Here is a 25,395-nt window from a genome sequence, read left to right on the forward strand (position 1 = left end):
AACACCCGTCGGTCATGTCCCCGGGCTGAACACTTGACCGGGCGATCCAGTATTCGAGAGACGCCGGTGCTTGGAGCGAGAGGCCGCGGTGTACTGGATCTCCCGGTCAAGCCGGGCGATGACAGTTTTGGTTGGGACGCAGCTCCGCATTCTCGCGACATGGGTTGCCCGAGCTGTGCTCTTCGTTCCGCCCCTCATCGCGAGACCGCCCCCTCGGCCGCAGCCTGCCGGCGCGTTCCCGGCAAGGCCGCTTCGCATACGCATCATGCAATGGCGCGGCTGGGGAACGGGATGGCGGCGTAGTACATGGCGATCCCGGAGACATTTTCAGGCATGCTCGAGAAGACCCCGACCACCGCAGCTGCTGCGCCGATCACCGATGGATTGCCAGATGGATTGCCTTGGGAACGGCGGCGCTGGGCTGTAGCCGCGATCTTCACCGCGCTGGCGATGGCCTCGCTCGATACCGCGATCGCCAACATCGCGCTGCCCGCGATCGCCAGCGATCTGCATGTCAGCCCTGCCGAGGTGGTCTGGGTCGTCAACGTCTACCAGATCGCCCTGGTCGCCACGCTGCTGCCGCTCGGTGCGCTCGGCGAAATCGTCGGCCACCAGCGGATCTACATCGGCGGTCTCCTGCTGTTCACATTGGCGTCACTCGGCTGTGCGCTGGCGTGGTCGCTGCCGAGCCTCCTGGTCGCGCGCACCTTGCAGGGGCTCGGCGCCAGCGGCCTGATGAGCGTCAACACCGCGCTGGTCCGCTTCGTTTATCCGAGCCGGATGCTCGGCCGCGGCTTCGGTCACAATGCGCTCGTCGTCGCGAGCGCCATGTCGCTCGGACCGACCATCGCCTCCGGCATCCTCGCGCTCGGGCCGTGGCCCTGGCTGTTCGCCGTCAACATTCCCTTCGGCATCGTCGCATTGCTGATCGGCATGAAGACGCTGCCGAAGACGCCGCGCGCCACCCACGCCTTTGACTTCGCCGGCGCGGGACTGGCCTGCGCCTGCCTCGGGCTCTTCATCATCAGCATCGGCAGCGCCGCGCACAAGGCGGCGCCCGCGCTCGTCATCTCGGAGTTTGCCGGCGCCCTGCTGTTCGGCTGGATCCTGACCCGGCGGCATGCCGATCATCCGGCGCCGATGCTGCCGATCGACCTGTTCCGCCGTCCGATCTTCGCGCTGTCGGCTGCGACCGCCGTCTGCTCATTTGCTGTGCAAGGCCTCGCCTTCGTGTCGCTGCCGTTCTACTTCGAGGACATCTTGCACCGCTCGCAGGTCGAGACCGGCTTCTTCATGACGCCCTGGCCACTGGTGGTCGCCTTCATGGCGCCGATCGGCGGCCGGCTGTCGGATCGCTATCCGGCCGGCATCCTCGGCGGCATCGGCATGCTGCTGCTGGGCGTTGGCATGGTGCTGCTTGCGTCCCTGCCGGCCGAGCCCGGCATCGCCAACATCGTCTGGCGCACCATGATCTGCGGCATCGGCTTCGGTTTCTTCCAGACCCCCAACATGAAGGCGATCATGTCGAGCGCGCCGTCGCATCGTAGCGGCAGCGCCAGCAGCATCGTTGCGACCGCACGGCTGACCGGGCAGACCACCGGCGCTGCGCTGGCCGCGCTCTGCTTCGCACTCGCCGATCGCGAGGGTGCCACCGTCGCGCTGGCGCTGGGCGCCGGATTTGCTGCGCTCGGCAGCGTCATGAGCTTCCTGCGCCTGGCCGTCGCCTCACCGCAAAAGACATAACAGGCATGTAGCGCACGCAGGGGCGCGACCATACACCGCGCCATCAACTTTCTTCCGCACTGCAAGCGCATTTTCTTGATTTGAACCGTTCCAGTTTCAAGGCCAACATCGCGCTGAAGTCCAATCGGAGGATTGGACCATTCAGGGGAAAGCGATGGCAAACCTCAAAATCAACGGCAAGACGATCAATGTGGACGTCGAGGACGACACGCCACTTTTGTGGGCGATTCGCGAGAATGTCGGACTGACGGGGACCAAATACGGCTGCGGCATTGCACAATGCGGTGCCTGCACGGTGCATATCGACGGCGTCGCGATGCGCTCCTGCGGCGTGACGGTGAGCGAAGTGGCCGGCAAGGACATCACTACCATCGAGGGCCTCGCGGCGGGCGGCGTGATGCACAAGGTGCAGCTCGCCTGGATCGCGAACGACGTGCCGCAATGCGGCTATTGCCAGAGCGGCATGATCATGGCCGTGGCGGCGCTGCTGAAAGAGAACCCGAAGCCGAGCGACGACGACATCAACGACGCCATCACCAATATCTGCCGCTGCGGCACCTTCCAGCAGGTGCGCGAGGCGATCCATGCTGCCGCGAACGCGTGAGGAGGCAGCAATGAACCAACACATCATGCCAACACTCAATCGCCGCGCCTTCGTGATCGGCTCGGCAACCGCCGGCGCCGGTCTCGCGCTCGGCCTCGATCTGCCGTTCGGCGGCCCCTCCGTGGTGCGCGCAGCCGATGGCGCCCCCGAGGTCAACGCCTGGGTCGTGATCCGGCCCGACGACACCGTGGTGATCCGCATCGCCCGCTCCGAGATGGGCCAGGGCACACTCACCGGCCTCGCCCAGCTCGTCGCCGAAGAACTCGAATGCGACTGGTCGAAGGTCACCACCGAATATCCGACACCAGGTCAGAGCGTCGCCCGCAAGCGCGCCTGGGGCGATTTCTCCACCGGCGGCAGCCGCGGCATCCGCACTTCGCAAGACTACGTCCGCAAGGGCGGCGCCACCGCGCGCGTGATGCTGATCCAGGCCGCGGCCAATGAGTGGAAGGTGCCGGCCACCGAATGCAAGGCCGCCAACAGCGTCATCACCCACACACCGTCGGGCAAGACCACGACCTACGGCAAGGTCGCGGAAGCAGCCGCCAAGCTCGAGCCGCCGGCCGACGTCAAGCTGAAGGACCCGAAGGACTGGACCATCGCCGGCAAGGGCCTGAAGCGGCTCGATACATCAGACAAGACCACCGGCAAGATGACCTATGGCATCGACGTCAAGCTGCCGGGCATGCTGAACGCCGCAATCAAGGACTGCCCGGTGTTCGGCGGCAAGGTGAAGAGCTTTGACGAAGCCAAGATCGCCGGCATGAAGGGCGTCAAGAAGGTGGTGCCGGTCGGCGACAGCGCCGTTGCCGTCGTCGCCGACACCTGGTGGCACGCCAAGACCGCGCTCGATGCACTGCCGATCGTCTGGGACGAAGGCGACAACGCGAAGGTCTCCAGCGAGACGATTGCGAAGTGGCTCGCCGAAGGTCTCGACAATGCGCAGCCGGCCTATGTCGGCAACCAGAACGGTGATGCAAAGGCGGCTATCGCCGGCGCCGCGAAGAAGGTCGAGGCTGTCTACAGCTATCCCTACCAGAACCACGCCACGATGGAGCCGATGAACGCCACCGTGCTCTACACGCCTGACAAATGCGAGGTGTGGTGCGGCACGCAGAACGGCGAGGCCGCGTTCGCGGCGGCGCTCGAAGCCTCCGGCCTGCCGGCGGAGAAGGTCGACGTGCACAAGCTGATGCTCGGCGGCGGCTTCGGCCGGCGCGGCATGACCGACTATGTCCGACAGGCCGTGGCGATCGCCAAGCAGATGCCGGGCACGCCGATCAAGCTGCTGTGGTCGCGCGAAGAGGACATGCAGCACGGCAAATATCACCCGGTCACGCAGTGCAAGCTGACCGGCGCGTTCGATGCAGATAACAACCTGGTCGCGCTGCATTACCGCCTGTCGGGTCAATCCATCCTGTTCTCGGTACGCCCGGAAGCGCTGCAGAACGGCATGGACCCGGCCGCGTTCCAGGGCGTCGCGCAATCCGGCGAGGCCGCGATCGGCTATACGGTGCCGAACCTCTTGGTCGAGCATGCGATGCGCAACCCGCACGTCCCGCCGGGCTTCTGGCGCGGCGTCAACGTCAATCACAACGCGATCTACATGGAATGCTTCATGGACGAGCTGGCCCAGGCTGTCGGCCAGGACCCGCTCGAATTCCGCCGCAAGCTGATGGGCAAGCACCCCAAGCACCTCGCCGTGCTCAACGCCGTAGCCGAGAAGATCGGCTGGAGCACGCCGGCGCCGCAGGGCGTCTATCGCGGCATCGCGCAGGTGATGGGCTATGGCAGCTATGTCGCCGGCGCCGCCGAGATCTCGGTGACCGACGGCAGCAAGATCAAGGTGCATCGCATCGTCGCCTCCACCGATCCCGGCTATGTCGTCAATCCGGCGCAGGTGGAGCGGCAGATCGCGGGCTCCTTCGTCTACGGCCTCAGCGCACTGTTCTACGGCGGCTGCACCGTGAAGGACGGCCGCATCGAGCAGACCAATTTCGACACCTACAACTCGATGCGCATCAACGAAATGCCGAAGGTGGAGTCGGTGATGATGCCGAGCGGCGGGTTCTGGGGCGGCGTCGGCGAGCCGACCATCGGCGTTGCGGCGCCAGCGGTGCTCAACGCCTATTTCGCGGCGACTGGAAAGCGCATACGTACTTTCCCGCAACGCACCCAGAACATCTCCTTGGCTTGATCAAACCGGACGCGGCGGCCGGACCGGCCGCCGCTTCCTTTTTCGGATTCTCCTGCATGACCGTCACGCGTCATCCGACGCGCAGGGATGTGATCAGTGGCGCCGCTGTCGTCGCAGCGGCGGCCGCGCTCGCGCGTCCATCGCTGGCGCAAGGCACACCGCGCATCGCGGTGATTGGCGGCGGTTTTGGCGGCGCGGCCTGCGCACGGGCGCTGCGACGGCTCGATGCAAAGCTTCAGGTCACGCTGATCGAGCCGAACAGGACCTTCACCGCCTGCCCGTTCAGCAACGAGGTGATCGCAGGCCTGCGTGAACTCTCCGAGCAGCAATTCACCTATGACAAGGTTGCGGCCGACGGCATCGCAGTCGCCGCACAGGCGGCGACCAAGGTCGACGCGCAGGCGCGCACCATCACGCTTTCCGATGGCACAACGCTACCCTATGACCGGCTTGTGCTCGCCCCCGGCATCGACATGCGCTTCGACGCCCTCTCTGGTTATAACGAGGCGGCCGCCGAGAAGATGCCGCACGCCTGGAAGGCCGGCGCGCAGACCATGCTGCTGCGCAAGCAGCTCGAGGCCATGGACGATGGCGGCCTGGTCGTGATCGCGGTGCCGGCCGCGCCGTTGCGCTGTCCGCCGGCGCCTTACGAGCGCGCCAGCCTGATCGCGCATTACCTGAAGGCCAAGAAGCCGAAGTCGAAGATCCTGGTGCTTGACGCCAAGGACAGTTACTCGCAGCAGAAGCTGTTCGAGAAGGCCTGGGCGGAGCTCTATCCCGGCATGATCGAGCGGATCGCGCTGTCGCAAGGCGGACGGGTGACCTCGGTCGATCCGGCGACGAACGAGATCGTCACCGATTTCGGCAACTACACCGCCGCGGTCGCCAATGTGATCCCGCCGCAGCGAGCCGGCCGCATCGCGGAGATCGCCGGCGCCGCCGACCGTACCGGCTGGTGCCCTATCGATCCGGTCAGCTTTGCCTCCAAGCTCGTGCCCAATATCCACGTGATCGGCGATGCCGCGATCGCCGGCGGCATCCCGAAATCCGCCTCCGCGGCGGCGGCGCAAGGCCGGGCCTGTGCGGCCGCGATCATCAACACACTTGCGGGCAAGGCGCCGGCGACGCCGCGGCTCGATGGCGCCTGCTATAACACGGTCGCGCCGGGCTACGCCTTCTCGCTGAAGGGCATCTATCAGCCGAAGGAGGATCAGTACGCCGAGGCGGAGGTGACCACGAGCCCGGTCGACGCGCCGCGCGAGGTGCGCCAGCGCGAGGCCGACCAGGCGCTCGACTGGTTCAGAACCATCACGGGAGACGCCTTTGGCTAGGCTCGCTCTCGCAACGTTGCTCGCAGCGGCTCTGTTCGCAGCCTGCACGCCCGCCGGCGCCGAGGAGCCGCGCCCCTACACCGTGGTCGGCGATGCGATTCCCGCCTCGCTGACGGGAACCAAGGGTGACGTGACCCGCGGCCGCGCGTTGATCGTGGAGCGTTCCTCCACCTGCATCCTCTGTCACAGCGGCCCATTTCCCGAACAAGCCTTCCAGGGCGACCTCGCGCCGAACCTCACCGGCAGCGGCAGCCGCTGGTCGGAAGGACAATTGCGGCTCCGGCTGGTCGACGCGTCGCACCTCAATGCGGCGACGATCATGCCGTCTTACTATCGCATCGACGGCCTCGCGCGTGTCGGCGCCTCATGGCGCGGCAAGCCGATCCTGTCGGCGGAGCAGATCGAGGATATCGTGGCCTATCTGGTGACGTTGCGAGAATAGAGCATGGCTAATTCAAACCACACCACACGCCGCACGGTTCTGGGCCTCGCCGGAGGCGCCGCAGTGCTGGTGATCGTGCGCCCTGCCGACGCAACGCCGGCGATGCTGCAGGCCGCGATCCGCAATGTCGTCGGTGAAGCCAATGTGCGCACCGGCAAGGTCAAGCTCGACATCCCGCCGCTGGTCGAGAACGGCAATACGGTGCCGATGACGGTCAGTGTCACCAGCCCGATGACGACGGACGAGTATGTGAAGAGCATCCACGTCTTCAACGAGAAGAATCCGCAGCCGAACATCGGCAATTTCTATCTCGGACCCCGCGCCGGACGCGCCCAAATATCGACCCGCATCCGCCTCGCCGACAGCCAGAAGGTCACCGCGATCGCGCGGCTGTCCGACGACACGTTCTGGTCGGCAACTGCCGATGTCGTGGTGACGCTCGCCGCCTGCACCGAGGAGGCGATCTGATGCCGTCGGCCCTGATCAACGTGCCGGCCAAGGCCAAGCGCGGCAGCGTCATCGAGATCAAGACGCTGATGTCGCATATCATGGAGACCGGCTATCGCCACACCGCTTCGGGCGACGCGGTGCCGCGCGACATCATCACGAGCTTCACTTGCCGCTTCAACGGCACGGAGATCTTTCGCGCCGATCTTTATCCGGCGATCGCGGCCAATCCGTTCATCACCTTCTTCACCACGGTGAACGAGAGCGGCAAGTTCGAGTTCGAGTGGATCGGCGACAAGGGATTTTCGGAGACCGCACAGGCTTCGATCACGGTCGAATGAGGATTGCGGCCTGCATCGCGCTGCTGACGGCGATGGCGGGCGCGGCGCTCGCCACCGAGATTCCGCGATCCGAGCGCCGCTCCGGCTATGGCTTCATGAGCGCGGACACCAAAGCGATGCAGGACGAGGACACCGCCAATCCCGGCATGCTGTTCGTGCTCGACGGCGAAGCGCTGTGGACGCGCAAGGCCGGCACCGCGGACAAGGCCTGCGCCGACTGCCACAACGATGCACGCGTCAGCATGAAGGGCGTCGCGGCGCACTACCCTGCCTTCGAGAAGGCGCTGGGAAGGCCGGTCGACCTCGAAGGACGGATCAACCTCTGCCGCACCAACCACCAGCATGCCTCACCGTTCGCCTATGAAAGTCGCGAGCTGCTGGCGCTGACCGCCTATGTCGCGCAGCAATCACGGGGCATGCCGATCGCGGCCGGCGACGATCCGGAGCTGGCGCCCTTCGTCGAAAAGGGCCACGCCCTGTTCACGCAGCGGCAGGGCCAGCTCAATCTCGGCTGCGCCAACTGCCACGACGATAATTGGGACAAGAAGCTCGCAGGCAGCGCGATCACGCAGGGCCAGCCGACCGGCTATCCGCTGTATCGGCTCGAATGGCAATCGCTCGGATCGTTGCAACGGCGGCTGCGCGCCTGCATCACCGGCATCCGCGCGCAGGCCTATGATTATGGTTCGCCCGAGCTGGTCGCGCTCGAGCTCTATCTGATGTCGCGGGCGCGCGGCATGCCGATCGAGACGCCGGCGGTCAGGCCCTGACGCATCGGCTTGATCCAGCGGAGCGAAGCAATCCATTGCTCCCGGCTGTACCGGAAGATGGATCGCTTCCGCCCTCGCTGCGAAGATCAGCGTTCGGCGAACGCCTTCTCCACCACGAACTGTGCGGGCTCGCCGTGATTGCCTTCGACGAAGCCACGGCCGCCCAGCAGCGTGCGGGTGTCGGCGACCAGCGCCGGCGAACCGCAGATCATGACGCGGTCATGCGCGGCATCGAGCGCCGGCAGGCCGATGTCGGCAAACAGCTTGCCCGAGGTGATGAGATCGGTGATGCGGCCGCGGTTGCGGAACGGATCGCGCGTCACGGTCGGATAGTAGATCAGCTGATCGCGCACCAGATCGCCGATCAATTCGTCCTGCGGCAGCTTCTCGGTGATCATCTCGCCATAGGCGAGCTCCTTGACGCGGCGGCAGCCGTGCAGCAGCACGACCTTCTCGAAACGGTCATAGGTCTCGGGATCCTTGATCACGCTGAGGAACGGCGCGAGGCCGGTGCCGGTGCCGATCAGATAGAGGTTGCGGCCGTCCTCGAGGTTGTCGATGACCAGCGTGCCGGTGGCCTTGCGGCTGACGATGATCTCGTCGCCTTCCTTCAGGTGCTGGAGCCGCGAGGTCAGCGGGCCATCCGGAACCTTGATCGAGAAGAATTCCAGCGTGTCCTCGTAGTTCGCGCTGGCGACGCTGTAGGCCCGCAGCAGCGGCTTCTCGCCGACCTTGAGCCCGATCATGGTGAACTCGCCGTTGCGGAAGCGGAACGACGGATTGCGGGTGGTTTTGAAGGAGAACAGCGTGTCGGTCCAGTGATGAACGCTGAGGACGCTTTCCTGGTTGAAATTGCTCATCGCACCAATCCCTGATTTGTGCTGCGGCGGAAAGGGACTTGAACCCCGTTGACCGGCCGGATCGTTTGTATACGATCATTCGTATACAAACGAATAATCCGGCTTGATCCGAAAGTCAAGCCGGGCTCAAATTCCCGGGCAATTTCGGAAAGAAGACAGAAGGAAAACACCCATGGCTCACGACGCGCCCCAGGCCACCGGCCCCAGCAAGCTGGTGATCCGCAATATCGGGCTACTGCTGTCGGGGGCACTGGAAAGGCCGATCCTGGATGCCGATACCATCGTCGCCGAGAACGGCAAGATCACCGCGATCGGCCGCTTCAAGGACGTCGACACCGAAGGCGCCACCACGACCGTCGATGCCAACGGCACGACGGTCGCGCCCGGCCTGATCGACAGCCACGTCCACCCCGTCGCCGGCGACTGGACGCCGCGGCAGAACCAGACCAGCTGGATCGACAGCTATCTGCATGGCGGCGTCACCACCATGATCTCCGCGGGCGAAGTGCATATGCCCGGCCGGCCGCGCGATGTGGTCGGGTTGAAGGCGATGGCGATCTTCGCGCAGCGCGCGTTCTGGACGCTGCGGCCGGGCGGCGTGAAAGTGCATGCCGGCGCACCCGTGATTGAGTGCGAGATGGTCGAGGACGATTTCAAGGAAATGGCCGCCGCCGGCGTCAAGCTGCTCGGCGAAGTCGGGCTCGGCGGCGTCAAGGACGGCCCGACCGCGCGCAAGATGGTCGGCTGGGCACGCAAATACGGCATTCAGAGCACGATCCACACCGGCGGTCCTTCGATTCCCGGCTCCGGCCTGATCGACAAGGACGTCGTGCTGGAAGCCGACACCGACGTGGTCGGCCACATCAATGGCGGCCACACCGCCCTGCCCGACGACCAGATCCGCTGCATCTGCGAGGGCTGCAAACGTGGTCTCGAGCTGGTGCACAACGGCAATGAGCGCTCGGCGCTGTTCACCTTGCGCATCGCGCGCGAGATGGGCGATTTGCATCGCGTCATCCTCGGCACCGATGCGCCGGCCGGCTCCGGCGTGCAGCCGCTCGGCATCCTGCGGATGGTCTCGCTGCTGTCCTCGCTCGGCGAGCTACCCGCCGAGCTGGCATTCTGCCTTGCGACCGGCAACACCGCACGGATGCGCGAGCTCGATTGCGGCCTGATCGAGGTCGGCCGTTCCGCCGATTTCGTGCTGATGGACAAGGCGCAGCATTCGCCGGGCAAAAACATCCTGGAGAGCGTCCAGCTCGGCGATCTCCCAGGCATCGGCATGACCATCATCGACGGCATCGTCCGCACCCAGCGCAGCCGCAACACGCCGCCCGCAGGCAAGGTGCCGGAGATCGTGGCGAAGTAATCAGGTTCAACATCAGTCATTCCGGGGCGCGCGACTGCGCGAGCCTGGAACGACTAGATCCGTGCAACACGCGCCATCTGATCACCGCACCGGAACTCTAGCACGTCGTTCTTCCTTCTCCCCTTGTGGGAGAAGGTGGCGCGCAGAGCGCGCCGGATGAGGGGTTCTATCCGCGGATATAGTCATTCCGCAGCAAAGAGGAGCATCCGCGGAGGCGACCCCTCACCCGGCTTCGCTTTCAGCGAAGCCACCCTCTCCCACAAGGGGAGAGGGTGCACCGGTTTGCTTTCACCCGTCATCATTGAGGTGTATCGTGCCGCCTTGCGAACCTAGCCGGCGGCGCTCGCGAGAGCCACGCGACGATTAAGTTCCTGCCGCATGCCGCCGTGCCGTGTTGGTCCACACCAGCAAACAGGAGGCAGCACAATGACGATGAGGCCAGATCCCACGTTTCACGCGTCGCCGAAGCTTGCGATGGAAGCTCCGGCCGAGAACTTCGCCTACACCGTGCTGCTCAGCCCGGACTTTTCCAAGCCCGACGCGCTCGCCGTGATCGACGTCAAGCCGGGCTCGCCGACCTACAGCAAGATCGTCCACACCGTGACGATGCCCAACAAGGGCGACGAGTTTCACCATTTCGGCTGGAACGCGTGTTCGTCGGCATTGTCCCCGCTTGCGGGCCATGCCTTCATCGAGCGCCGCTATCTCATCGTTCCCGGCATGCGGTCGTCGCGGATCTACATCATCGACACCAAGCCGGATCCGACGCAGGCCAAGATCCACAAGATCATCGAGCCCGAGGAGGTCTTCAGGAAGACCGGCTACTCGCGGCCGCATACCATCCATTGCGGCCCGGACGGCATCTACGTCTCGACGCTCGGCGGCGGCGGCAAGAACGGCACCGATGGGCCGCCCGGCGTCTTCATCATGGACTGCGAGACCTTCGAGGTGCTCGGCCGCTGGGAGATCGATCGCGGTCCGCAGACCAAGCACTACGACTTCTGGTGGAACCTGCCGCGCGACTACATGGTGAGCAGCGAATGGGCGCTGCCGCCGCAATTCGAGAACGGCATCGTGCCGGAGGACCTGCTCTCGAACAAATACGGCCATCGCATCCACTTCTGGGATCTTCGCGCGCGACGCAATGTCCAGACCATCGACCTCGGCGCCAACCATCAGATGGCGCTGGAGGTGCGTCCCGCGCACGATCCGGTTCGCGAATACGGCTTCGTCGGCGTCGTGGTCGATACCACGAACCTCGAGGGCTCGATCTGGACCTGGTGGCGCGAGGGCGGCGAGTTTCACATCGAGAAGACGGCGACGATCCCGCCCGAGCCCGCGCCAAAGGACCAGCTGCCGCCGCTGCTGCAGGGTTTCGGCGCCGTGCCGCCGCTGGTGACCGACATTGACCTGTCGATGGACGACAGGTTCCTTTACGTCTCCTGCTGGGCCACCGGCGAGATGCGCCAATACGACGTCAGTGATCCGCGCAAGCCGAAGCTCGCCGGATCGGTGCGCATCGGCGGCATTGCCAGCCGCACCCCGCATCCCAATGGACAGGCATTTGCCGGCGGTCCGCAGATGGTCGAGATCAGCCGCGACGGCAAGCGGGTCTACTGGACCAATTCGCTGTACTCGACCTGGGACGACCAGTTCTATCCGCACGGCATTCCCGGCGCCGAGGTGATGGCGAATGCCGGCCCGGGCGGCGGCCTTGAACTGGCAAAGGACTACTGGGTCGGTCTCCCCGACGGATACCGCGCGCACCAGATCCGGCTCGACGGCGGCGACTGCTCGACGGATTCGTTCTGCTATCCATCGGCCTGAAAGTGAGTGCAGCCGACTGGACAGCGTCTTGGCTGTGGCTGGCGGTCATCGCGAGCGGCCTCTACCACGGGATCAACCCGGGCATGGGCTGGCCGCTCGCGGTTTCGGCCGGATTGATGCAGAGGAGTACGCGTGCGCTGCTGGCCGCGCTCGGCCCGCTCGCAATCGGTCACCTGCTGGCGATGCTGCTCGTGATCCTTCCCTTCGCGCTGCTGATCACCCTCGTCGAATGGCAGCGCTCGATCCGGATCGGCGCCAGCCTGCTTGTGATCGCCTTCGGTATCTATCGGCTGATCGACCGGCGCCATCCGCGGGCCCTGGCGCGGATACCGCCGACGCAACTCGCCTTGTGGTCCTTCGCGGTGGCGATCGCCCACGGCGCGGCGCTGATGCTGGTGCCGATCTATCTGGGACTATGCCGCGCGGCTGGGCCGGACCAAGGCCATACGGCCGCCACCACCCTGATCGATACCAGCCTCACCATGGCCGTGCTGGTTGCCATCGTCCATGCCGGCGCAATGATCGCCGCCGGCGGATGTCTGGCGTGGCTGGTCTACCGCTATCTCGGTCTCGAATTCGTGGCCCGGAGCTGGTTCAATCTGGACACGGTTTGGGCCGTCAGCCTGGTGCTGGTCGGCGCCGTCGCGCTGGCGCTTGGTGTTGCGACATAGTCCGGATGCGACACGGTGGCACTTCTTCATCCTCCCCTGGAGGGGGAGGATCGGTTCGCATGAAATGCGAACCGAGGTGGGGTGAACAGTCTCTCCATACAGAATTCTGCCCGTGTGAAGAGATCACCCCACCCCGGCTCGCGTCTCGCTTCGCTCGCTGCGATCCGACCCCAGAGCGAGCTTCGCTCGTCTCGACCCCTCCAGGGGAGGCTAAGATCACCGCAGCCTGCCGAGCAGCGCCATCAAGGTTTCGCGCTCCTTGGCGTCCAGCGGCGCCAGCGTCTCCCTGGAGATCACGAGCGCGTTCGGCGCGGCCTTATCGGCCATCTGCTGACCGGCGCGCGTCAGGCTCACCATCAGCCGGCGGCCGTCGTCGGGATCGGGCGAGGTCTCGGTCAGGCCGCGCGCGGTCAGGCGATCGATCACGCCCTTGATGGTCGCGACGTCCATCGAAGTCAGCCGCCCGAGCTGGTTCTGCGAGCAAGGGCCAACCTCCGACAGCTTCGACAGCGCCGCCCACTGCGTCGGCGTCAGGTTGATGCCGATCTCGCGGGCGAAGATCACCGCATGGCGCTGCGACACCTGGCGCAGGATGAAGCCGATCTGCTCGTCCAGCACGTAGCCGGGCTTCGCCGCCTTGACGCTTCGCTTCTGTGCAGCACTCCTCGCCATCGTTTCACCCCACCTTTACAGCGACAGATGCGCGTCGCGGACATCCGGACGCGCATCAAGTTCCGCCATGGTGCCGCCAAAACAGATCCGGCCGCGCTCGATGATGTAGGCGCGATCCGAGATCAGCCGGGCGAAATGCAAATTCTGCTCGGAGACGACGATGCTGACGCCCTCTTTCTTCATCGCCAGGATCGCATCGACCATCTGCTCGACGATCTTCGGCGACAGGCCTTCCGACGGCTCGTCGAGCAGCACCAGCGACGGATTGCCCATCAGCGTGCGCGCGATCGTCAGCATCTGCTGCTCGCCGCCGCTCATGCGCCCGCCGGGCCGGCCGCGCATCTCGCCGAGATTGGGGAACAGCTTGAACAGTTTTTCGCGGTCCCATTGCGGCGCGCCCGCCCGCTTCGGCTGGCGGCCGACCTCGAGATTCTCCTCGACCGTCAAGTCCGTGAAGATGCGCCGCTCCTCCGGCACGTAGCCGAGCCCGCCGCGCACGATCGCATGCGTCGGCAGCTCCGAAACGTCCCTGCCCTCGAACATGACGCGGCCGGAGCGGTTCTCGACCAGGCCGACGATGGAGCGGAACGTGGTCGACTTGCCGGCGCCGTTGCGGCCGAGCAATGCCACCACCTCGCCCTCGCCGACCTCGAGCGCGATGTCGAACAGGATATGCGCCGGGCCGTAGAAGCTGTTGAGGTCCTTCACCGTGAGCTTCATGCCGATGCTCCCTCGCGGTGCCGGGCGTCGTAGAGGAGGCCTTCGCCGAGATAGATCGCCCGCACCTGGGCGTTGCCGCGAACCTCCTCCGGCGAGCCTTCGGCGATCAGCGTGCCGCGGTTCAGCACCAGGATGCGGTCGGCGTGCTCGAACACCACGTCCATGTCGTGCTCGGTGAAGAGAACACCGATCGACTGCTCGCGCGCGATCCGCGCCGTCAGCCGCATCAGCTCGACGCGCTCGCGCGGCGCCATGCCGGCGGTCGGCTCGTCCATCAACAGCAGCGTCGGCTGGTTGGCGAGCGCGATCGCAAGTTCCAGCCGCTTGACGTCGCCATAGGCGAGCTCGCCGCAGGGCCGCTCCGCATAGGCGCCCATGCCGACCAGATCGAGCAGCCGCCCGGCCTCGTCGCGGGCCTGGCGCGCGGTCGAGGCCCACAGGTTGAACAATTGCCCGCCATGCGAGACCAGCGCGACCTGCACGTTCTCGCGCACCGTCATGGTCGGGAATGTCGCCGCGATCTGGAAGGTACGGCCGACGCCCATCCGCCAGATCACGCGCGGTTTCTTGCCGGTGGTCTCCGCGCCCAGCACGCGGATACGGCCGCTATCGGGAATGTTCTGGCCGTTGAGCATGTCGAAGCAGGTGCTTTTTCCGGCGCCGTTCGGCCCGATCAGCGCCAGGATCTCGCCGGCGCGCAGTTCGAACGAGACGCCGCGCACGGCATGCACGCCGCCATAGGATTTGGTCAGCCCCTCGACCGACAGCAATGTTGGAACCATGCTCATTCGGCAGTCTCGATGCGGGAGGTGAGCAAAGGCGACGCCGCTGACGACGATTTACGCCGGCGATGCATGAGGGCATCCAGCGTGCCGACGATGCCCTTCGGGAAGCCGACCACAATCAGCACGACGAAGCCGCCGAGCACAAGTTTCGAGAGATCGGTCTGGCTGACCAGCCAGATGTTGAGCGCCTTGTAGACGATCGCACCGACCACCGCGCCCGACACTGTCTCGACGCCGCCGAGCAGCACCATCACCAGCGCATCGACCGACAGCGAGATGCCCATATTGTCGGGGAAGACGCTGCCCTTGAGGTAGGCGAACAGCGCGCCGGCAAGACCGGCGACCGTGCCCGCGATCACGAAGGCGGTCCACTGGATGCGCTTGCCGTTGATGCCGACGGCTTCGCTGCGCAGCGGCGAGTCGCGTGTGGCGCGCAGCGCGAAGCCGAACGGCGAGAACACGATGACGCGGAGGATCACGACCGCGAGCGCGGCGATGCCGAGCGACAGCCAGTAGAAATGCGACGGGCTCGCCGCCCATTTTTCCGGCCAGACACCGAGGATGCCGTTGTCGCCGCCGGTCACCGACACCCACTGGAATGCGATCGACCAGACGATCTGGGCGAAGGCCAGCGTCAGCATCGCGAAATAGACACCCGAGAGCTGCACCGCGAAGAAGCCGAACACGGCGGCGCCGAGCAGCCCGAGCAGCGGGCCGAGCAGCAGGCAGGCGATCATCGGCAAGCCGGCCATCTTGGCGAGCAGCGCCACACCATAGGCGCCAAGGCCGAAATAGGCGGCATGGCCGAACGAGGCGAGCCCGCCGACCGACATCAGGAAATGCAGGCTGACCGCGAAGATCACGAAGATCGCGATCTCCGAGCCGACGGTGAGCACGTAGTTGCCGGCGACGAACGGCAGCGCGGCGGCGACCACGAGCACGGCGATCGCGGCAAGCCGCTCATTCATTGTCAGCGGCCGCCACGGATTGACCGTGAGGCCCGGCGTACGCCGCGCCGGCGCTTCCGGCTTGCCGAACAGCCCCCACGGACGGACGATCAGCACCACCGCCATCACCAGGAACACCAGGATGATGGAGATCTTCGGGAAGATCAGGATGCCGAAGGCGTTGAGCTCCGACACCAGCACCGCCGCAACGAAGGCGCCGATGATGCTGCCGAGGCCGCCGATCACGACCACGACGAAGACCTCGACAATGACGCGCAGATCCATCGCGTGGTTGACCGCATCGCGCGGAATCTGCAGCGCGCCGCCGAGCGCGGCGAGGAAGACACCGAGCGCGAACACGCTGGTGAACAGCCATTTCTGATTGACGCCGAGCGCGGCGACCATGTCGCGGTCCTGCGTCGCCGCGCGCACCAGCACGCCCCAGCGGGTGCGCTGGAACAACAGCCAGAGCACACCGAGCACGACCGGCCCGAGCACGATCAGGAAAAGATCGTAGCTCGGAATATTCTGGCCGAAGAAATCGATCGCCCCTTTGAAGCCCGGCGCCCGGCGGCCGACCAGATCGTCCGGCCCCCAGATCAGCACCACGAGGTCCTCGACCATCAGCGTGAGGCCGAAGGTGGCGAGCAGCTGGAACAGCTCCGGCGAATGGTAGATCCGCCGCAGCAGCACCATCTCGACCAACACACCGATCGCAGCAACCGCCAGCGCCGCGACGACGATGCCGCCCCAGAAGCCGAACGCGCCGGAAAACCGCTCGGTCAGCGTGAACGCGACGTAGGCACCGAGCATGTAGAACGCGCCATGCGCGAAATTCACGATCCGCGTCACGCCGAAGATGATCGACAGGCCCGAAGCGACCAGGAACAGCGACGCCGCGCTGGCGAGACCGGTCAGGAACTGGACGACATAGAAGGCCATGGGCGGTCCGCGTTGGAGATCACAAGCGTCACTTCGTAGGGCGGGTTAGCGCAAGCGTAACCCGCCGTCAGTTCGCCTAAGCAAGGTGGTGGGTTACGCCTGCGGCTAACCCACCCTACGCGACGAGGAGAAGCTTCAATCCTTCGGCCGCAGCTTCTCGATTTCGGCGTCACTCGGCAGATAGTCCGAGCCCTTGCGATAGGCCGTGTCCACCATGATGCCCTTGCCGTCCTTCAGCGCGGTCTTGCCGGTGAAGGCCCCGAGCGTCGACTGGTGATCGATCTTGCGGAAGGTGATCTCGCCGAACGGCGACGGCACCGAGATGCCTTCCGCAGCCGCGATCAGCTTCTCCGGATCGCTCGAGCCGGCTTTCGCGAGGATCGCTGCCGCCGCCTTGATGGTCTGGTAGCCGACGATCGAGCCGAGCCGCGGATAGTCGTTGTACTTGGCCTGGTAGGCCTTCAGGAACGCGTCGTGCTCCGGCGTCTTGATCGAATACCAGGGATAGCCGGTGACGATCCAGCCCTCCGGCGTCTCGTCCTTCAGAGGATCGAGATATTCCGGTTCGCCGGTCAGGAAGCTCACCACCGTACGGCCCTTGAACAGGCCGCGGGTGTTGCCTTCGCGCACGAGTTTCACAAGGTCGGCACCGAAGGTGACGTTGAGGATCGCTTCCGGGTTCGCCGCGGCAACCGCCTGTATCACCGGGCCGGCGTCGATCTTGCCCTGCGGCGGCCACTGCTCGTCGACCCACTGGATATCGGGCCGCTTCTCCGACATCAGCTTCTTGAACACCGCGACCGCCGACTGGCCGTATTCGTAGTTCGGTGCGATCGTCGCCCAGCGCTTGGCCGGCAGTTTTGCGGCTTCTTCCACCAGCATCGCCGCCTGCATGTAATTCGACGGCCGCAGGCGGAAGGTATAGCGGTTGCCCTTCGACCAGGTGATGGCATCCGTCAAAGGCTCGGCGGCGAGAAAGAATACCTTCTTCTGGTTGGCGAAATCGCTGACGGCGAGGCCGATATTGGAGAGGAAGGTGCCGGTGAGCATCGCGACGTTTTCGCTCGACACCAGCTCGTTCGCCGCGGTCTGCGCATCGGCCGGCTTGCCGCCGTCATCCTTGGAAATGACGACGAGCTTCTTGCCGTTGATGCCGCCGGCCGCGTTGATCTCTTCCACCGCAAGCTGCCAGCCCTTGCGATAGGGCTCGGTGAACGCCGGCAACAAGGAATAAGAATTGATCTCGCCGATCTTGACTTCGCTCTGCGCCAACGCGTGCGTCGTCATGGCGCTCGTTGCCATGGTCGCGACCGCGATCGCCAATCCCGCCCCTACGAAATAACCACGCATCCCGTCCTCCAGTTTTTCTTCAAAGAGATTATCGCAATCCGTCTTCGCCCTTGACCTCGTCGACCGTCAACCCGCCAACGCGCGGCAGCGGCCGTCCGCTGTCGGTCACCGCCACCGCGACCATGATCTCGTTGGCCCGCGGCGCGTCGTTGATCTGCACCTCCATGCCGTCGAAATGGCTGCGCACGAAAGCCGCGTCCTTGTGCCCGAGCGGAATGTCCAGCGTGGTGCCGGGACCCGAGCGCTTCTTCGACGACGGGATCAGCGCCGCACCCTTGGAGAGCACCTTGCGCACCGGGGCGCCCATCTTCGGATGCAGGATCGCAGCCGCGTGCTCGAGTTCGCCATTCTCGCCGACCGCGGCGGCCTTGCCGTAGCTGTGCGCCCTGGCGCCGTCGATACCGAGCGCGGCGACTGCCCGCTTGGAAAGCAATTCGCCAAGTTCCTCGCCGATCGCGATCAGTGGCGACAGATCCTCGACATAGCGGCCGGCAAAGGGATTTTCGATCACGGCGATCGCGGCGGCGCGCCGGGTCGGCGGTGCAATGGTCTTGCCCATCTCCAGATGGGTTTCCTCGACCACGGTGACGATCTTGCGAATGACGGCGCTCATCTTGCCTCGCTCCCCGGTCATGCCTGCAGTATGTATTCTGTCGCTTTTGCCTGAAACGCGTGCGACGCCGGCGTCCCGTTCCCAGTTGCACCGACAAGGCGTGTTTCGCCCAGTAGACGCAATGCCGCGCCCTCGATCAATCCCGACGTCAGGAGGTCGCGCGCCCGCGCCGCCCCCGCCTCGAGCGCCTGCTCGATCTCATGTTCCGCCAGCGGCCCGACATCGCGGGTCACCAGCCGTGCGCCAAGATCGCTGTCGGGCTGCAATTCGCTCGCCGGAACGCGCAGGACCGCGGGATGATTGGGCAAATCGACCGCATTGGCGATCACGGTCGCGGCTGCATCGGCTTGCGACGCCGTCCGCGCCAGCACGGTGACCGCATCGGCAATGCCGAGCGAGAAGCTGCGGCCGTGGCGGCCGCTGGTCGCGATGCCGCGGACCGGCATGTCGGCATCGACAGTCATGGTGCGCATCACGCCATGACTGTCCGGCCGGTCCATCAGACCGACGGTGAATTGCTCGCCATCGCCGAGATGCAGGGCGATGTCGCCGCCATTGTTGACATAGGTGCGGTCGAGCGTTGCCGCCTCCAGCATCGCGCCCAGGATTTCCTCGGCGACCGAGCCTGCGACCGCCGCCATCGGCGTGATGAAGCAGTCGGCGGCAAACGGCGCGACCGCCGCATGCATGCGCCGCGCGACTACACCTCTCAGCGCGCAGCGCCGTGGATCGGCCGCACTGCGTAACTCGGCCAGTTCCGCGCAGAGTTCGTCAAGCAAGCCGGTGAAACGCTCCGCGGCCGCCTGATAAGCGGCACCGACGTCCGCATACCTGCCCTTGGCTTCAATGACCAGATCAATCGGGCCGTCCTGCAAATGCAGCCGCTTGCCGTCGGGAAGAAGCGCGATTTGCGGGAGCCTAGAGCCTTTTCCGTTCCGATGAAATCGGAACGGGGCTCTAGATTCTTGTTTTGACGCGTTTTCTTTGCGCGAACCGGTATCCACTTCGCTGGAAAACGCTTTAGTCATGCGCGCCGCCCCGGAAGATAAGGCATCGGCCGGACCTCGGCGCTGTCCCGCAGCGACGACAACGGCCGGACAAAATCCATATGTCCGCCGAGCGCCGCGTAGTCCGACAGCCGCATCGTGAATTCGATCGGCGCCACCAGCGCCGGCGTCGGCACGTAGCCGAAGGCGCCGGCCGGCATCTGCGTGACATCGACCATGAAGGTGATGCCGCCGCCCGGCCAGACATAGACCGGCGCGCCGCCGCTGGTCACCCGCGTCAACGCGTCTTTGACCGAGCGGGTCAGCCGCACCGGATTATCGGTCACGCCGGCGCGCAACGAGCCGCCCGCGCCGCCCATGAACAGCACGGTGCACAGCGCCGGCTCGCAATTCTCCTGGATGCGCTCGACCGAGAATTTCAGGTCGGCAGGCATCTCGGTCTCGACCGGGTTTAGCGCCTCGTCGAGCACGTAATAAGAAGCATGCTCGCCAGTCGTCGAGACCATCAGCATGGTGAGCCCCGGCCGCGCTTCCTTGGCATTGAAGGGACCGAGGATCGACAGCGGATCGGAGATGTTGGTGCCGCCCCATCCGGTGCCGGGATCGGCGACCTGGAAATAGCGGCCGGGGGTCGAACGGCGCCCCTTCATCTTGATGCCGGTGTCGGCGATGTCGAGCAGCTTGCCGGCCTGGTGCTCGCTGAGCACCCCGGTGATATGATCGTCGACCACCACGACCTCATCGACCTTGCCGTGCCACTGCTTGGCGAACATGCCGATGGTCGCCGAGCCGCAGCCGACCCGCATCCGCTCTTCCGCCATGCCATTGACGATCGGCGGCTTGCCCGCCTGCACCACGACGGTGGCGCCGCCATCGATGGTCAGCTCCACCGCCTTGCAGTTGGAGAGATCCATCAGCGTGTCGCAGGTGACGCGGCCTTCCTTCTTGGAGCCGCCGGTCAGATGATGCACGCCGCCGAGCGAGAGCATCTGCGAGCCATATTCGCTGGTCGTGACATGGCCGACCGCCTCGCCCTCCGCGCGGACGATCGCAGTCTCGGGACCGAGATAGCGGTCGGTGTCGATCTTCAGCTTGACGCCGCAATAGGAGAAAATGCCCTCGGTCACCACGGTGACCATGTCGACGCCGTCGACTTCCGACGACACGATGAAGGGCGCCGGCTTGTAGTCCGGATAGGTGGTTCCGGCGCCGATCGCGGTGACGAACAGTTCGGGCTGGCGGACGATCTTGCCGTCCCAGTCGCCGCTCGCCTGGAACGGCACCAGCTTGCCGCCGTGCGAGACCGTACGCTCCAGCACGACATGCGGATCGACGCGCACCAGCGTGCCGTCGTGATTGGCATAACGGTCACATGCGCCGGCCGCGCCCGGCTTGATGTAGCACATCACCGGACAGGCATCGCAGCGGATCTTGTCGCCGGCGGCGACGGTCATTGTGTCAGCCATCGTGACCAAGCCTGGACTTGTGGCGGCGGTCGATCATACTGCGCTTCCGCCTCCCTGCCTATATCGTTCGTATACGAATGATCCTGCGCGCAGGTCTCAAACCTGTCAAGCGGGCTTTGCGATCAAAAGCTGCCATTCGCTTGCGCACCCTGTTCATAAAGCGTGCACTCGCTGCAGCGCGGCATGCCGCCGCTTGCACGTTTGTATACAAACGTTATCCTCATCGACGGATTTGACGCTGACGCTGCAGCGCAAACATCAGGGGAGAACCAGGGCAATGCGCCTGACCGTGAACGGCAGGAATCATGATGTCGACGCCGCCCCCGACACCGCATTGCTTTACGTGCTGCGCAACGATCTCGAATTGAACGGACCGAAATATGGTTGCGGGCTCGGCGAGTGCGGTGCCTGCGCGGTGCTGATCGACGGCGTCGCCGCGCGCGCCTGCGTGATTCCGATCGAGGGTTGCGCCGGGCGCGACATCGTCACACTCGAAGGACTCGGCACGCGCGAGCATCCCGATCCGGTACAGGATGCCTTCATTCGCGAACAGGCCGCGCAGTGCGGCTACTGCCTCAACGGCATGATCATCACCACCAAGGCGTTGCTGACGCGCAATCCCCATCCGTCCGAGCATGAGGTGCTGGAAGCGCTGCGCTACAATCTTTGCCGCTGCGGCGCGCATATCGAAATCGTCCGCGCGGCGATGCGCGCCGCTGGCCACGTGCTCGAGGCGCGCGATTGATGACGGACGCACGGTCCTCAGAGCAACGCAAGCGCGGCTCGCTGTCAGTCGTTCGCCCCGCCGTGCTGGGCGCGGAAGGCGCGTTCGAGACCTTCATCACCATCACATCAGACGGTTCGGTCAATGCCTATAACGGCCACGTCGATCTCGGCACCGGCATCCGCACCGCGCTCGGGCAGATCGTCGCCGAAGAGCTCGACGTCTCCTTTGCCCGCGTTGTCGTGATCCTCGGCGACACCGCCGTGGTGCCGAACCAGGGCGCGACGATCGCGAGCGAGACCATCCAGATCACCGCCGTTCCCCTGCGCAAGGCCGCCGCGCAGGCGCGGCATTTCCTGCTTGCCCGCGCGGCCGAACGACTCGAATTGCCGGCCAATGATCTCACGATCGAGGACGGCCTGATCCGCGGCCACGACAACCGCAGCGTCAGCTATGGCGAGCTGATCGCGGATGAGACCATCCGGCTCGAGCTTGCCGACGACGTTGCGGTCAAGGCCGTCAGCGCCTATTCCGTCGTCGGACAGTCGGTGCCGCGCGTCGACCTGCCGGCCAAGGCCACCGGCGAACTCGTCTACGTCCACGATGTGCGCGTACCCGGGATGCTGCATGGCCGCGTCGTCCGTCCCCCTTACGCCGGCGTCGATGCCGGACCGTTCGTCGGCACCAGCCTGATCGCGGTTGATGAAGCTTCGGTGCGCGACATCCCCGGCCTCGTCGCGGTGGTGCGGATCGGCGACTTCGTCGGCGTCGTCGCCGAGCGCGAGGAGAACGCGATCAAGGCCGCCGCGCAGCTCAAGGTGAGCTGGAAGCCGGGACCTGTTCTGACCGACCTCTCCGACATCGAGAAAGCGCTGCGCGCCAATCCGTCGACGCCGCGCCAGCTGATCGACAGAGGCGACGTCGATGCCGCGATCAAGGCGGCGGCCAAGCCGATGCAGCGGACTTATGTCTGGCCCTACCAGATGCACGGCTCGATCGGCCCGTCCTGCGCGGTTGCCGACTACGGAGACGGAGCAATCCGGGTCTGGTCCGGCACGCAGAACCCGCACATCCTGCGCGGCGATCTGGCGCTGTTGGTCCAGCGGCCGGAATCCGAGATCGACGTGATCAGGATGGAAGCCGCCGGCTGCTACGGCCGCAACTGCGCCGACGACGTCAGCGCAGACGCGCTGCTGCTGTCGCGTGCGGTCCGCCGCCCGGTGCGCGTCCAGCTCACCCGCGAGCAGGAACATGCGTGGGAGCCGAAGGGCACCGCGCAGCTGATGGACGTCAATGGCGGGCTCAATACCGACGGCAGCGTCGCCGGCTACGACTTCGTTGCGCGCTATCCCTCGAACGGCGCGCCGACCTTGGCGCTGCTGCTTACCGGGCGGATCGCGCCTGAAGCTGCGGTGTTCGAGATGGGCGACCGCACCGCGATCCCGCCCTACGACTACGAAAATCTGCGCGTCGTCGCCAACGACATGCCGCCGATCGTGCGCGCCTCCTGGCTTCGCGGCGTTTCGGCGCTGCCCAACACGTTCGCGCATGAATCCTATATCGACGAGCTTGCCGCCGAGGCCGAGGTCGATCCGATCGAGTACCGGCTGCGTTATTTGAAGGACAAGCGCGCGATCGATCTCGTCAACGCGGTCGCCGAGCGCGCCGGCTGGACGCCGCGCCCGGTGTGGAAAGAGCCCGAGGCAGACGGCGATATCGTGCGCGGCCGCGGCTTTGCCTATGCGCTTTACGTGCACAGCAAGTTTCCCGGCTACGGCGCGGCATGGTCAGCCTGGATCGCCGACGTCGCCGTCAACAAGACGACCGGCGATGTCAGCGTGACCCGCGTCGTCGCCGGGCAGGATTCCGGGTTGATGATCAATCCGGAGGGCGTGCGGCACCAGATCGAAGGCAATGTGATCCAGTCGACCAGCCGCGCGCTGATGGAGGAAGTCTCGTTCGAGCGCGGGGCGGTGACGGCAAGGGAATGGGGTGCCTATCCCATCATCAAATTCCCCGAGCTGCCCGAGATCGATGTGCTGATGCTGCCGCGGCAGGATCAGCCGCCGCTCGGCGTCGGTGAATCCGCCTCGGTGCCGAGCGCGGCCGCGATCGCCAATGCGATCTATGATGCGACCGGCGTGCGCTTTCGCGAGCCGCCGTTCACACCGGAACGCATTCTAAAGGGACTGCACGGAGAGCAGCCCGTGGCGCCTGCGGCGCTTCCCTCACCCGCTCCGCCGGCTGACCTCAGCAGGTGGCAGAATCCCTTCGCCAAGCGCGGTGGCGTGCTCGCCGGCATTGCGGCGCTCTGCGCCGCGGCGATCGGGATCGGTGCCGCCGTGCTGCCGTGGCGCGCGATCGCGCCGATCGCCCGGCCGGATGCCTCGGTCTATTCCGCCGCGACGATCGCGCGCGGCAAGGAGCTTGCGGCACTCGGCGCTTGCGCCGTCTGCCACACCTCGGAGCATGGCATCGTGAACGCCGGCGGCCGACCGCTCGAGACGCCGTTCGGCACCGTCTACACGACCAACATCACGCCCGATATCGACAGCGGCATCGGCTCCTGGTCCTACCCCGCCTTTGAGCGCGCAATGCGCGAGGGCATTCATCGCGACGGCCGCCATCTCTATCCGGCGTTCCCATACACGCATTTTGCCAGGACCAGTGATGCCGACCTGCAGGCGCTCTACGCCCATCTGATGGCGCAGACGCCGGTGCGCGCCGAGACGCCGGCCAACACGCTCGCCTTTCCGTTCAACCTGCGGCCGCTGCTCGCGGGTTGGAATGCGCTGTTCCACCAGCCGCAGCCATTGCAGCCCGATCCATCGAAGTCGGCGATCTGGAATCGCGGCGCCTACCTAGTCGAGGGGCTCGGCCATTGCAGCGCGTGTCACTCGCCGCGCAATGCGCTCGGCGCCGAGCGGCAAGGCGCCTATCTCGCCGGTGGCTTCGCCGAGGGCTGGGAGGCGCCGGCGCTGACGTCGCTGTCCAAGGCGCCGATCCCCTGGAGCGAGGACGAGCTGTACGCCTATCTGCGCAGCGGCGAGTCCCGCTTGCACGGTGTCGCCGCGGGCCCGATGGCGCCGGTCGTGCAGGAGCTCGCCGCGCTGCCCGATCAGGACATCCGCGCGATGGCGGTCTACCTCGCCTCGTTCAACGAGACCGCCGATCGGCCCGCGCATGATGCCTTGGCTGCCAAGCTCGAAGCCGCCACGGCCGTCGCCACCGCTGCCTCGGCGGGCGCGCGGATCTATCAGGGCGCCTGCGCCGTCTGCCACGAGGTCGGCGGCCCGCCGCTGTTCGGTAGCCGGCCGTCGCTGGCGCTGAACAGCAATCTGCACAGCGACGCCCCCGACAATCTGATCCAGGTGATCCTGCACGGCATCGCCAAGCCGGCCGTGACCGATCTGGGCTACATGCCGGCCTTCAAGGACAGCATGAGCGACGGCCAGGTCGCCGAGCTCGCCTCCTTCCTGCGGCAGCAATTTGCCCCGGGCAAGCCGGCCTGGACCGATGTCGCCGCCACGGTCGGCCGTATACGGCAGACCATAGCGCGCTGACCTG

At 65.7% G+C, this 25,395-nt stretch carries 22 protein-coding genes; 13 read left to right on the plus strand and 9 right to left on the minus strand.

The window, feature by feature from the left end:
- Positions 1-333 precede the first annotated feature (333 nt).
- The 8 genes from Q0030_RS07090 to soxA all read left to right on the plus strand — a co-directional run bounded on the left by Q0030_RS07090 (position 334) and on the right by soxA (position 7,875).
- The gene (locus Q0030_RS07090) at positions 334-1,743 is read left to right on the plus strand and encodes an MFS transporter (RefSeq protein WP_298364628.1); all 1,410 of its coding nucleotides are present in this window, start codon (positions 334-336) and stop codon (positions 1,741-1,743) included.
- 154 nt (positions 1,744-1,897) lie between these two features.
- Positions 1,898-2,347 carry a (2Fe-2S)-binding protein gene (locus Q0030_RS07095; RefSeq protein WP_298364631.1) on the plus strand — a complete coding sequence of 150 codons (450 nt, stop codon included), beginning with the start codon at positions 1,898-1,900 and terminating at the stop codon, positions 2,345-2,347.
- Between the two features lie 10 nt (positions 2,348-2,357).
- Positions 2,358-4,544 (plus strand): molybdopterin cofactor-binding domain-containing protein, encoded by a 2,187-nt coding sequence (locus Q0030_RS07100; RefSeq protein WP_298364634.1) that lies wholly within the window; start codon positions 2,358-2,360, stop codon positions 4,542-4,544.
- A gap of 56 nt (positions 4,545-4,600) precedes the next feature.
- Positions 4,601-5,875, plus strand: coding sequence for an NAD(P)/FAD-dependent oxidoreductase (locus Q0030_RS07105; protein ID WP_298364635.1), 1,275 nt, complete (start codon positions 4,601-4,603; stop codon positions 5,873-5,875).
- Positions 5,876-5,891: 16 nt separating this feature from the next.
- A complete protein-coding gene (gene soxX, locus Q0030_RS07110; RefSeq protein WP_298365729.1) occupies positions 5,892-6,317 on the plus strand; it encodes a sulfur oxidation c-type cytochrome SoxX in 426 nt (141 codons plus the stop codon).
- Between the two features lie 3 nt (positions 6,318-6,320).
- The gene (locus Q0030_RS07115; protein ID WP_298364638.1) at positions 6,321-6,785 is read left to right on the plus strand and encodes a SoxY-related AACIE arm protein; all 465 of its coding nucleotides are present in this window, start codon (positions 6,321-6,323) and stop codon (positions 6,783-6,785) included.
- The gene (gene soxZ / locus Q0030_RS07120) at positions 6,785-7,105 is read left to right on the plus strand and encodes a thiosulfate oxidation carrier complex protein SoxZ (protein WP_298364641.1); all 321 of its coding nucleotides are present in this window, start codon (positions 6,785-6,787) and stop codon (positions 7,103-7,105) included. The genes Q0030_RS07115 and soxZ overlap by 1 nt, the downstream gene beginning before the upstream one ends.
- A complete protein-coding gene (gene soxA, locus Q0030_RS07125; protein WP_298364645.1) occupies positions 7,102-7,875 on the plus strand; it encodes a sulfur oxidation c-type cytochrome SoxA in 774 nt (257 codons plus the stop codon). The genes soxZ and soxA overlap by 4 nt, the downstream gene beginning before the upstream one ends.
- Before the next feature lie 86 nt (positions 7,876-7,961).
- On the opposite strand, the gene Q0030_RS07130 is transcribed toward soxA, so the two are convergent.
- Positions 7,962-8,735, minus strand: coding sequence for a ferredoxin--NADP reductase (locus Q0030_RS07130; protein WP_298364648.1), 774 nt, complete (start codon positions 8,733-8,735; stop codon positions 7,962-7,964).
- A gap of 172 nt (positions 8,736-8,907) precedes the next feature.
- On the opposite strand from Q0030_RS07130, the gene Q0030_RS07135 reads away from it, so the two are divergent.
- The 3 genes from Q0030_RS07135 (at position 8,908) to Q0030_RS07145 (ending at position 12,602) form a co-directional block, all read left to right on the plus strand.
- A complete protein-coding gene (locus Q0030_RS07135) occupies positions 8,908-10,104 on the plus strand; it encodes an amidohydrolase family protein (protein WP_298364651.1) in 1,197 nt (398 codons plus the stop codon).
- A gap of 426 nt (positions 10,105-10,530) precedes the next feature.
- Positions 10,531-11,931 (plus strand): selenium-binding protein SBP56-related protein, encoded by a 1,401-nt coding sequence (locus Q0030_RS07140; RefSeq protein ID WP_298364654.1) that lies wholly within the window; start codon positions 10,531-10,533, stop codon positions 11,929-11,931.
- Positions 11,932-11,933: 2 nt separating this feature from the next.
- Positions 11,934-12,602: a hypothetical protein gene (locus Q0030_RS07145; protein WP_298364657.1), complete on the plus strand. Its 669-nt coding sequence runs from the start codon at positions 11,934-11,936 to the stop codon at positions 12,600-12,602.
- Between the two features lie 216 nt (positions 12,603-12,818).
- On the opposite strand, the gene Q0030_RS07150 is transcribed toward Q0030_RS07145, so the two are convergent.
- From Q0030_RS07150 to Q0030_RS07185, 8 genes are all read right to left on the minus strand, one after another.
- Positions 12,819-13,274 (minus strand): MarR family winged helix-turn-helix transcriptional regulator, encoded by a 456-nt coding sequence (locus Q0030_RS07150; RefSeq protein WP_092124899.1) that lies wholly within the window; start codon positions 13,272-13,274, stop codon positions 12,819-12,821.
- Positions 13,275-13,289: 15 nt separating this feature from the next.
- A complete protein-coding gene (locus Q0030_RS07155) occupies positions 13,290-13,994 on the minus strand; it encodes an ABC transporter ATP-binding protein (RefSeq protein ID WP_298364666.1) in 705 nt (234 codons plus the stop codon).
- Positions 13,991-14,782, minus strand: a complete 792-nt coding sequence (locus Q0030_RS07160; RefSeq protein WP_298364669.1) for an ABC transporter ATP-binding protein — start codon at positions 14,780-14,782, stop codon at positions 13,991-13,993. Before Q0030_RS07160 ends, Q0030_RS07155 begins: the two co-directional genes overlap by 4 nt.
- Positions 14,779-16,668 (minus strand): ABC transporter permease, encoded by a 1,890-nt coding sequence (locus Q0030_RS07165; protein WP_298364672.1) that lies wholly within the window; start codon positions 16,666-16,668, stop codon positions 14,779-14,781. Before Q0030_RS07165 ends, Q0030_RS07160 begins: the two co-directional genes overlap by 4 nt.
- A gap of 135 nt (positions 16,669-16,803) precedes the next feature.
- The gene (locus Q0030_RS07170; RefSeq protein ID WP_298365731.1) at positions 16,804-17,970 is read right to left on the minus strand and encodes an ABC transporter substrate-binding protein; all 1,167 of its coding nucleotides are present in this window, start codon (positions 17,968-17,970) and stop codon (positions 16,804-16,806) included.
- A gap of 76 nt (positions 17,971-18,046) precedes the next feature.
- Entirely contained in the window at positions 18,047-18,631 is a 585-nt protein-coding gene (locus Q0030_RS07175) for an amino acid synthesis family protein (RefSeq protein WP_298364675.1), read from the minus strand.
- Positions 18,632-18,648: 17 nt separating this feature from the next.
- Entirely contained in the window at positions 18,649-19,659 is a 1,011-nt protein-coding gene (locus Q0030_RS07180) for a UPF0280 family protein (RefSeq protein WP_298364677.1), read from the minus strand.
- Complete coding sequence (locus Q0030_RS07185; protein ID WP_298364680.1) at positions 19,656-21,104, minus strand: 6-hydroxynicotinate reductase; 1,449 nt, start codon at positions 21,102-21,104, stop codon at positions 19,656-19,658. The genes Q0030_RS07180 and Q0030_RS07185 overlap by 4 nt, the downstream gene beginning before the upstream one ends.
- 277 nt (positions 21,105-21,381) lie before the next feature.
- On the opposite strand from Q0030_RS07185, the gene Q0030_RS07190 reads away from it, so the two are divergent.
- On the plus strand, positions 21,382-21,849 hold the full coding sequence (locus Q0030_RS07190; RefSeq protein ID WP_298364682.1) for a (2Fe-2S)-binding protein: 468 nt from the start codon (positions 21,382-21,384) through the stop codon (positions 21,847-21,849).
- Positions 21,849-25,391: a molybdopterin cofactor-binding domain-containing protein gene (locus tag Q0030_RS07195; protein ID WP_298364685.1), complete on the plus strand. Its 3,543-nt coding sequence runs from the start codon at positions 21,849-21,851 to the stop codon at positions 25,389-25,391. Before Q0030_RS07190 ends, Q0030_RS07195 begins: the two co-directional genes overlap by 1 nt.
- The last annotated feature ends 4 nt before the right edge of the window (positions 25,392-25,395 follow it).

The organism is uncultured Bradyrhizobium sp. (assembly GCF_947648125.1).
Classification (GTDB): Bacteria; Pseudomonadota; Alphaproteobacteria; order Rhizobiales; family Xanthobacteraceae; genus Bradyrhizobium.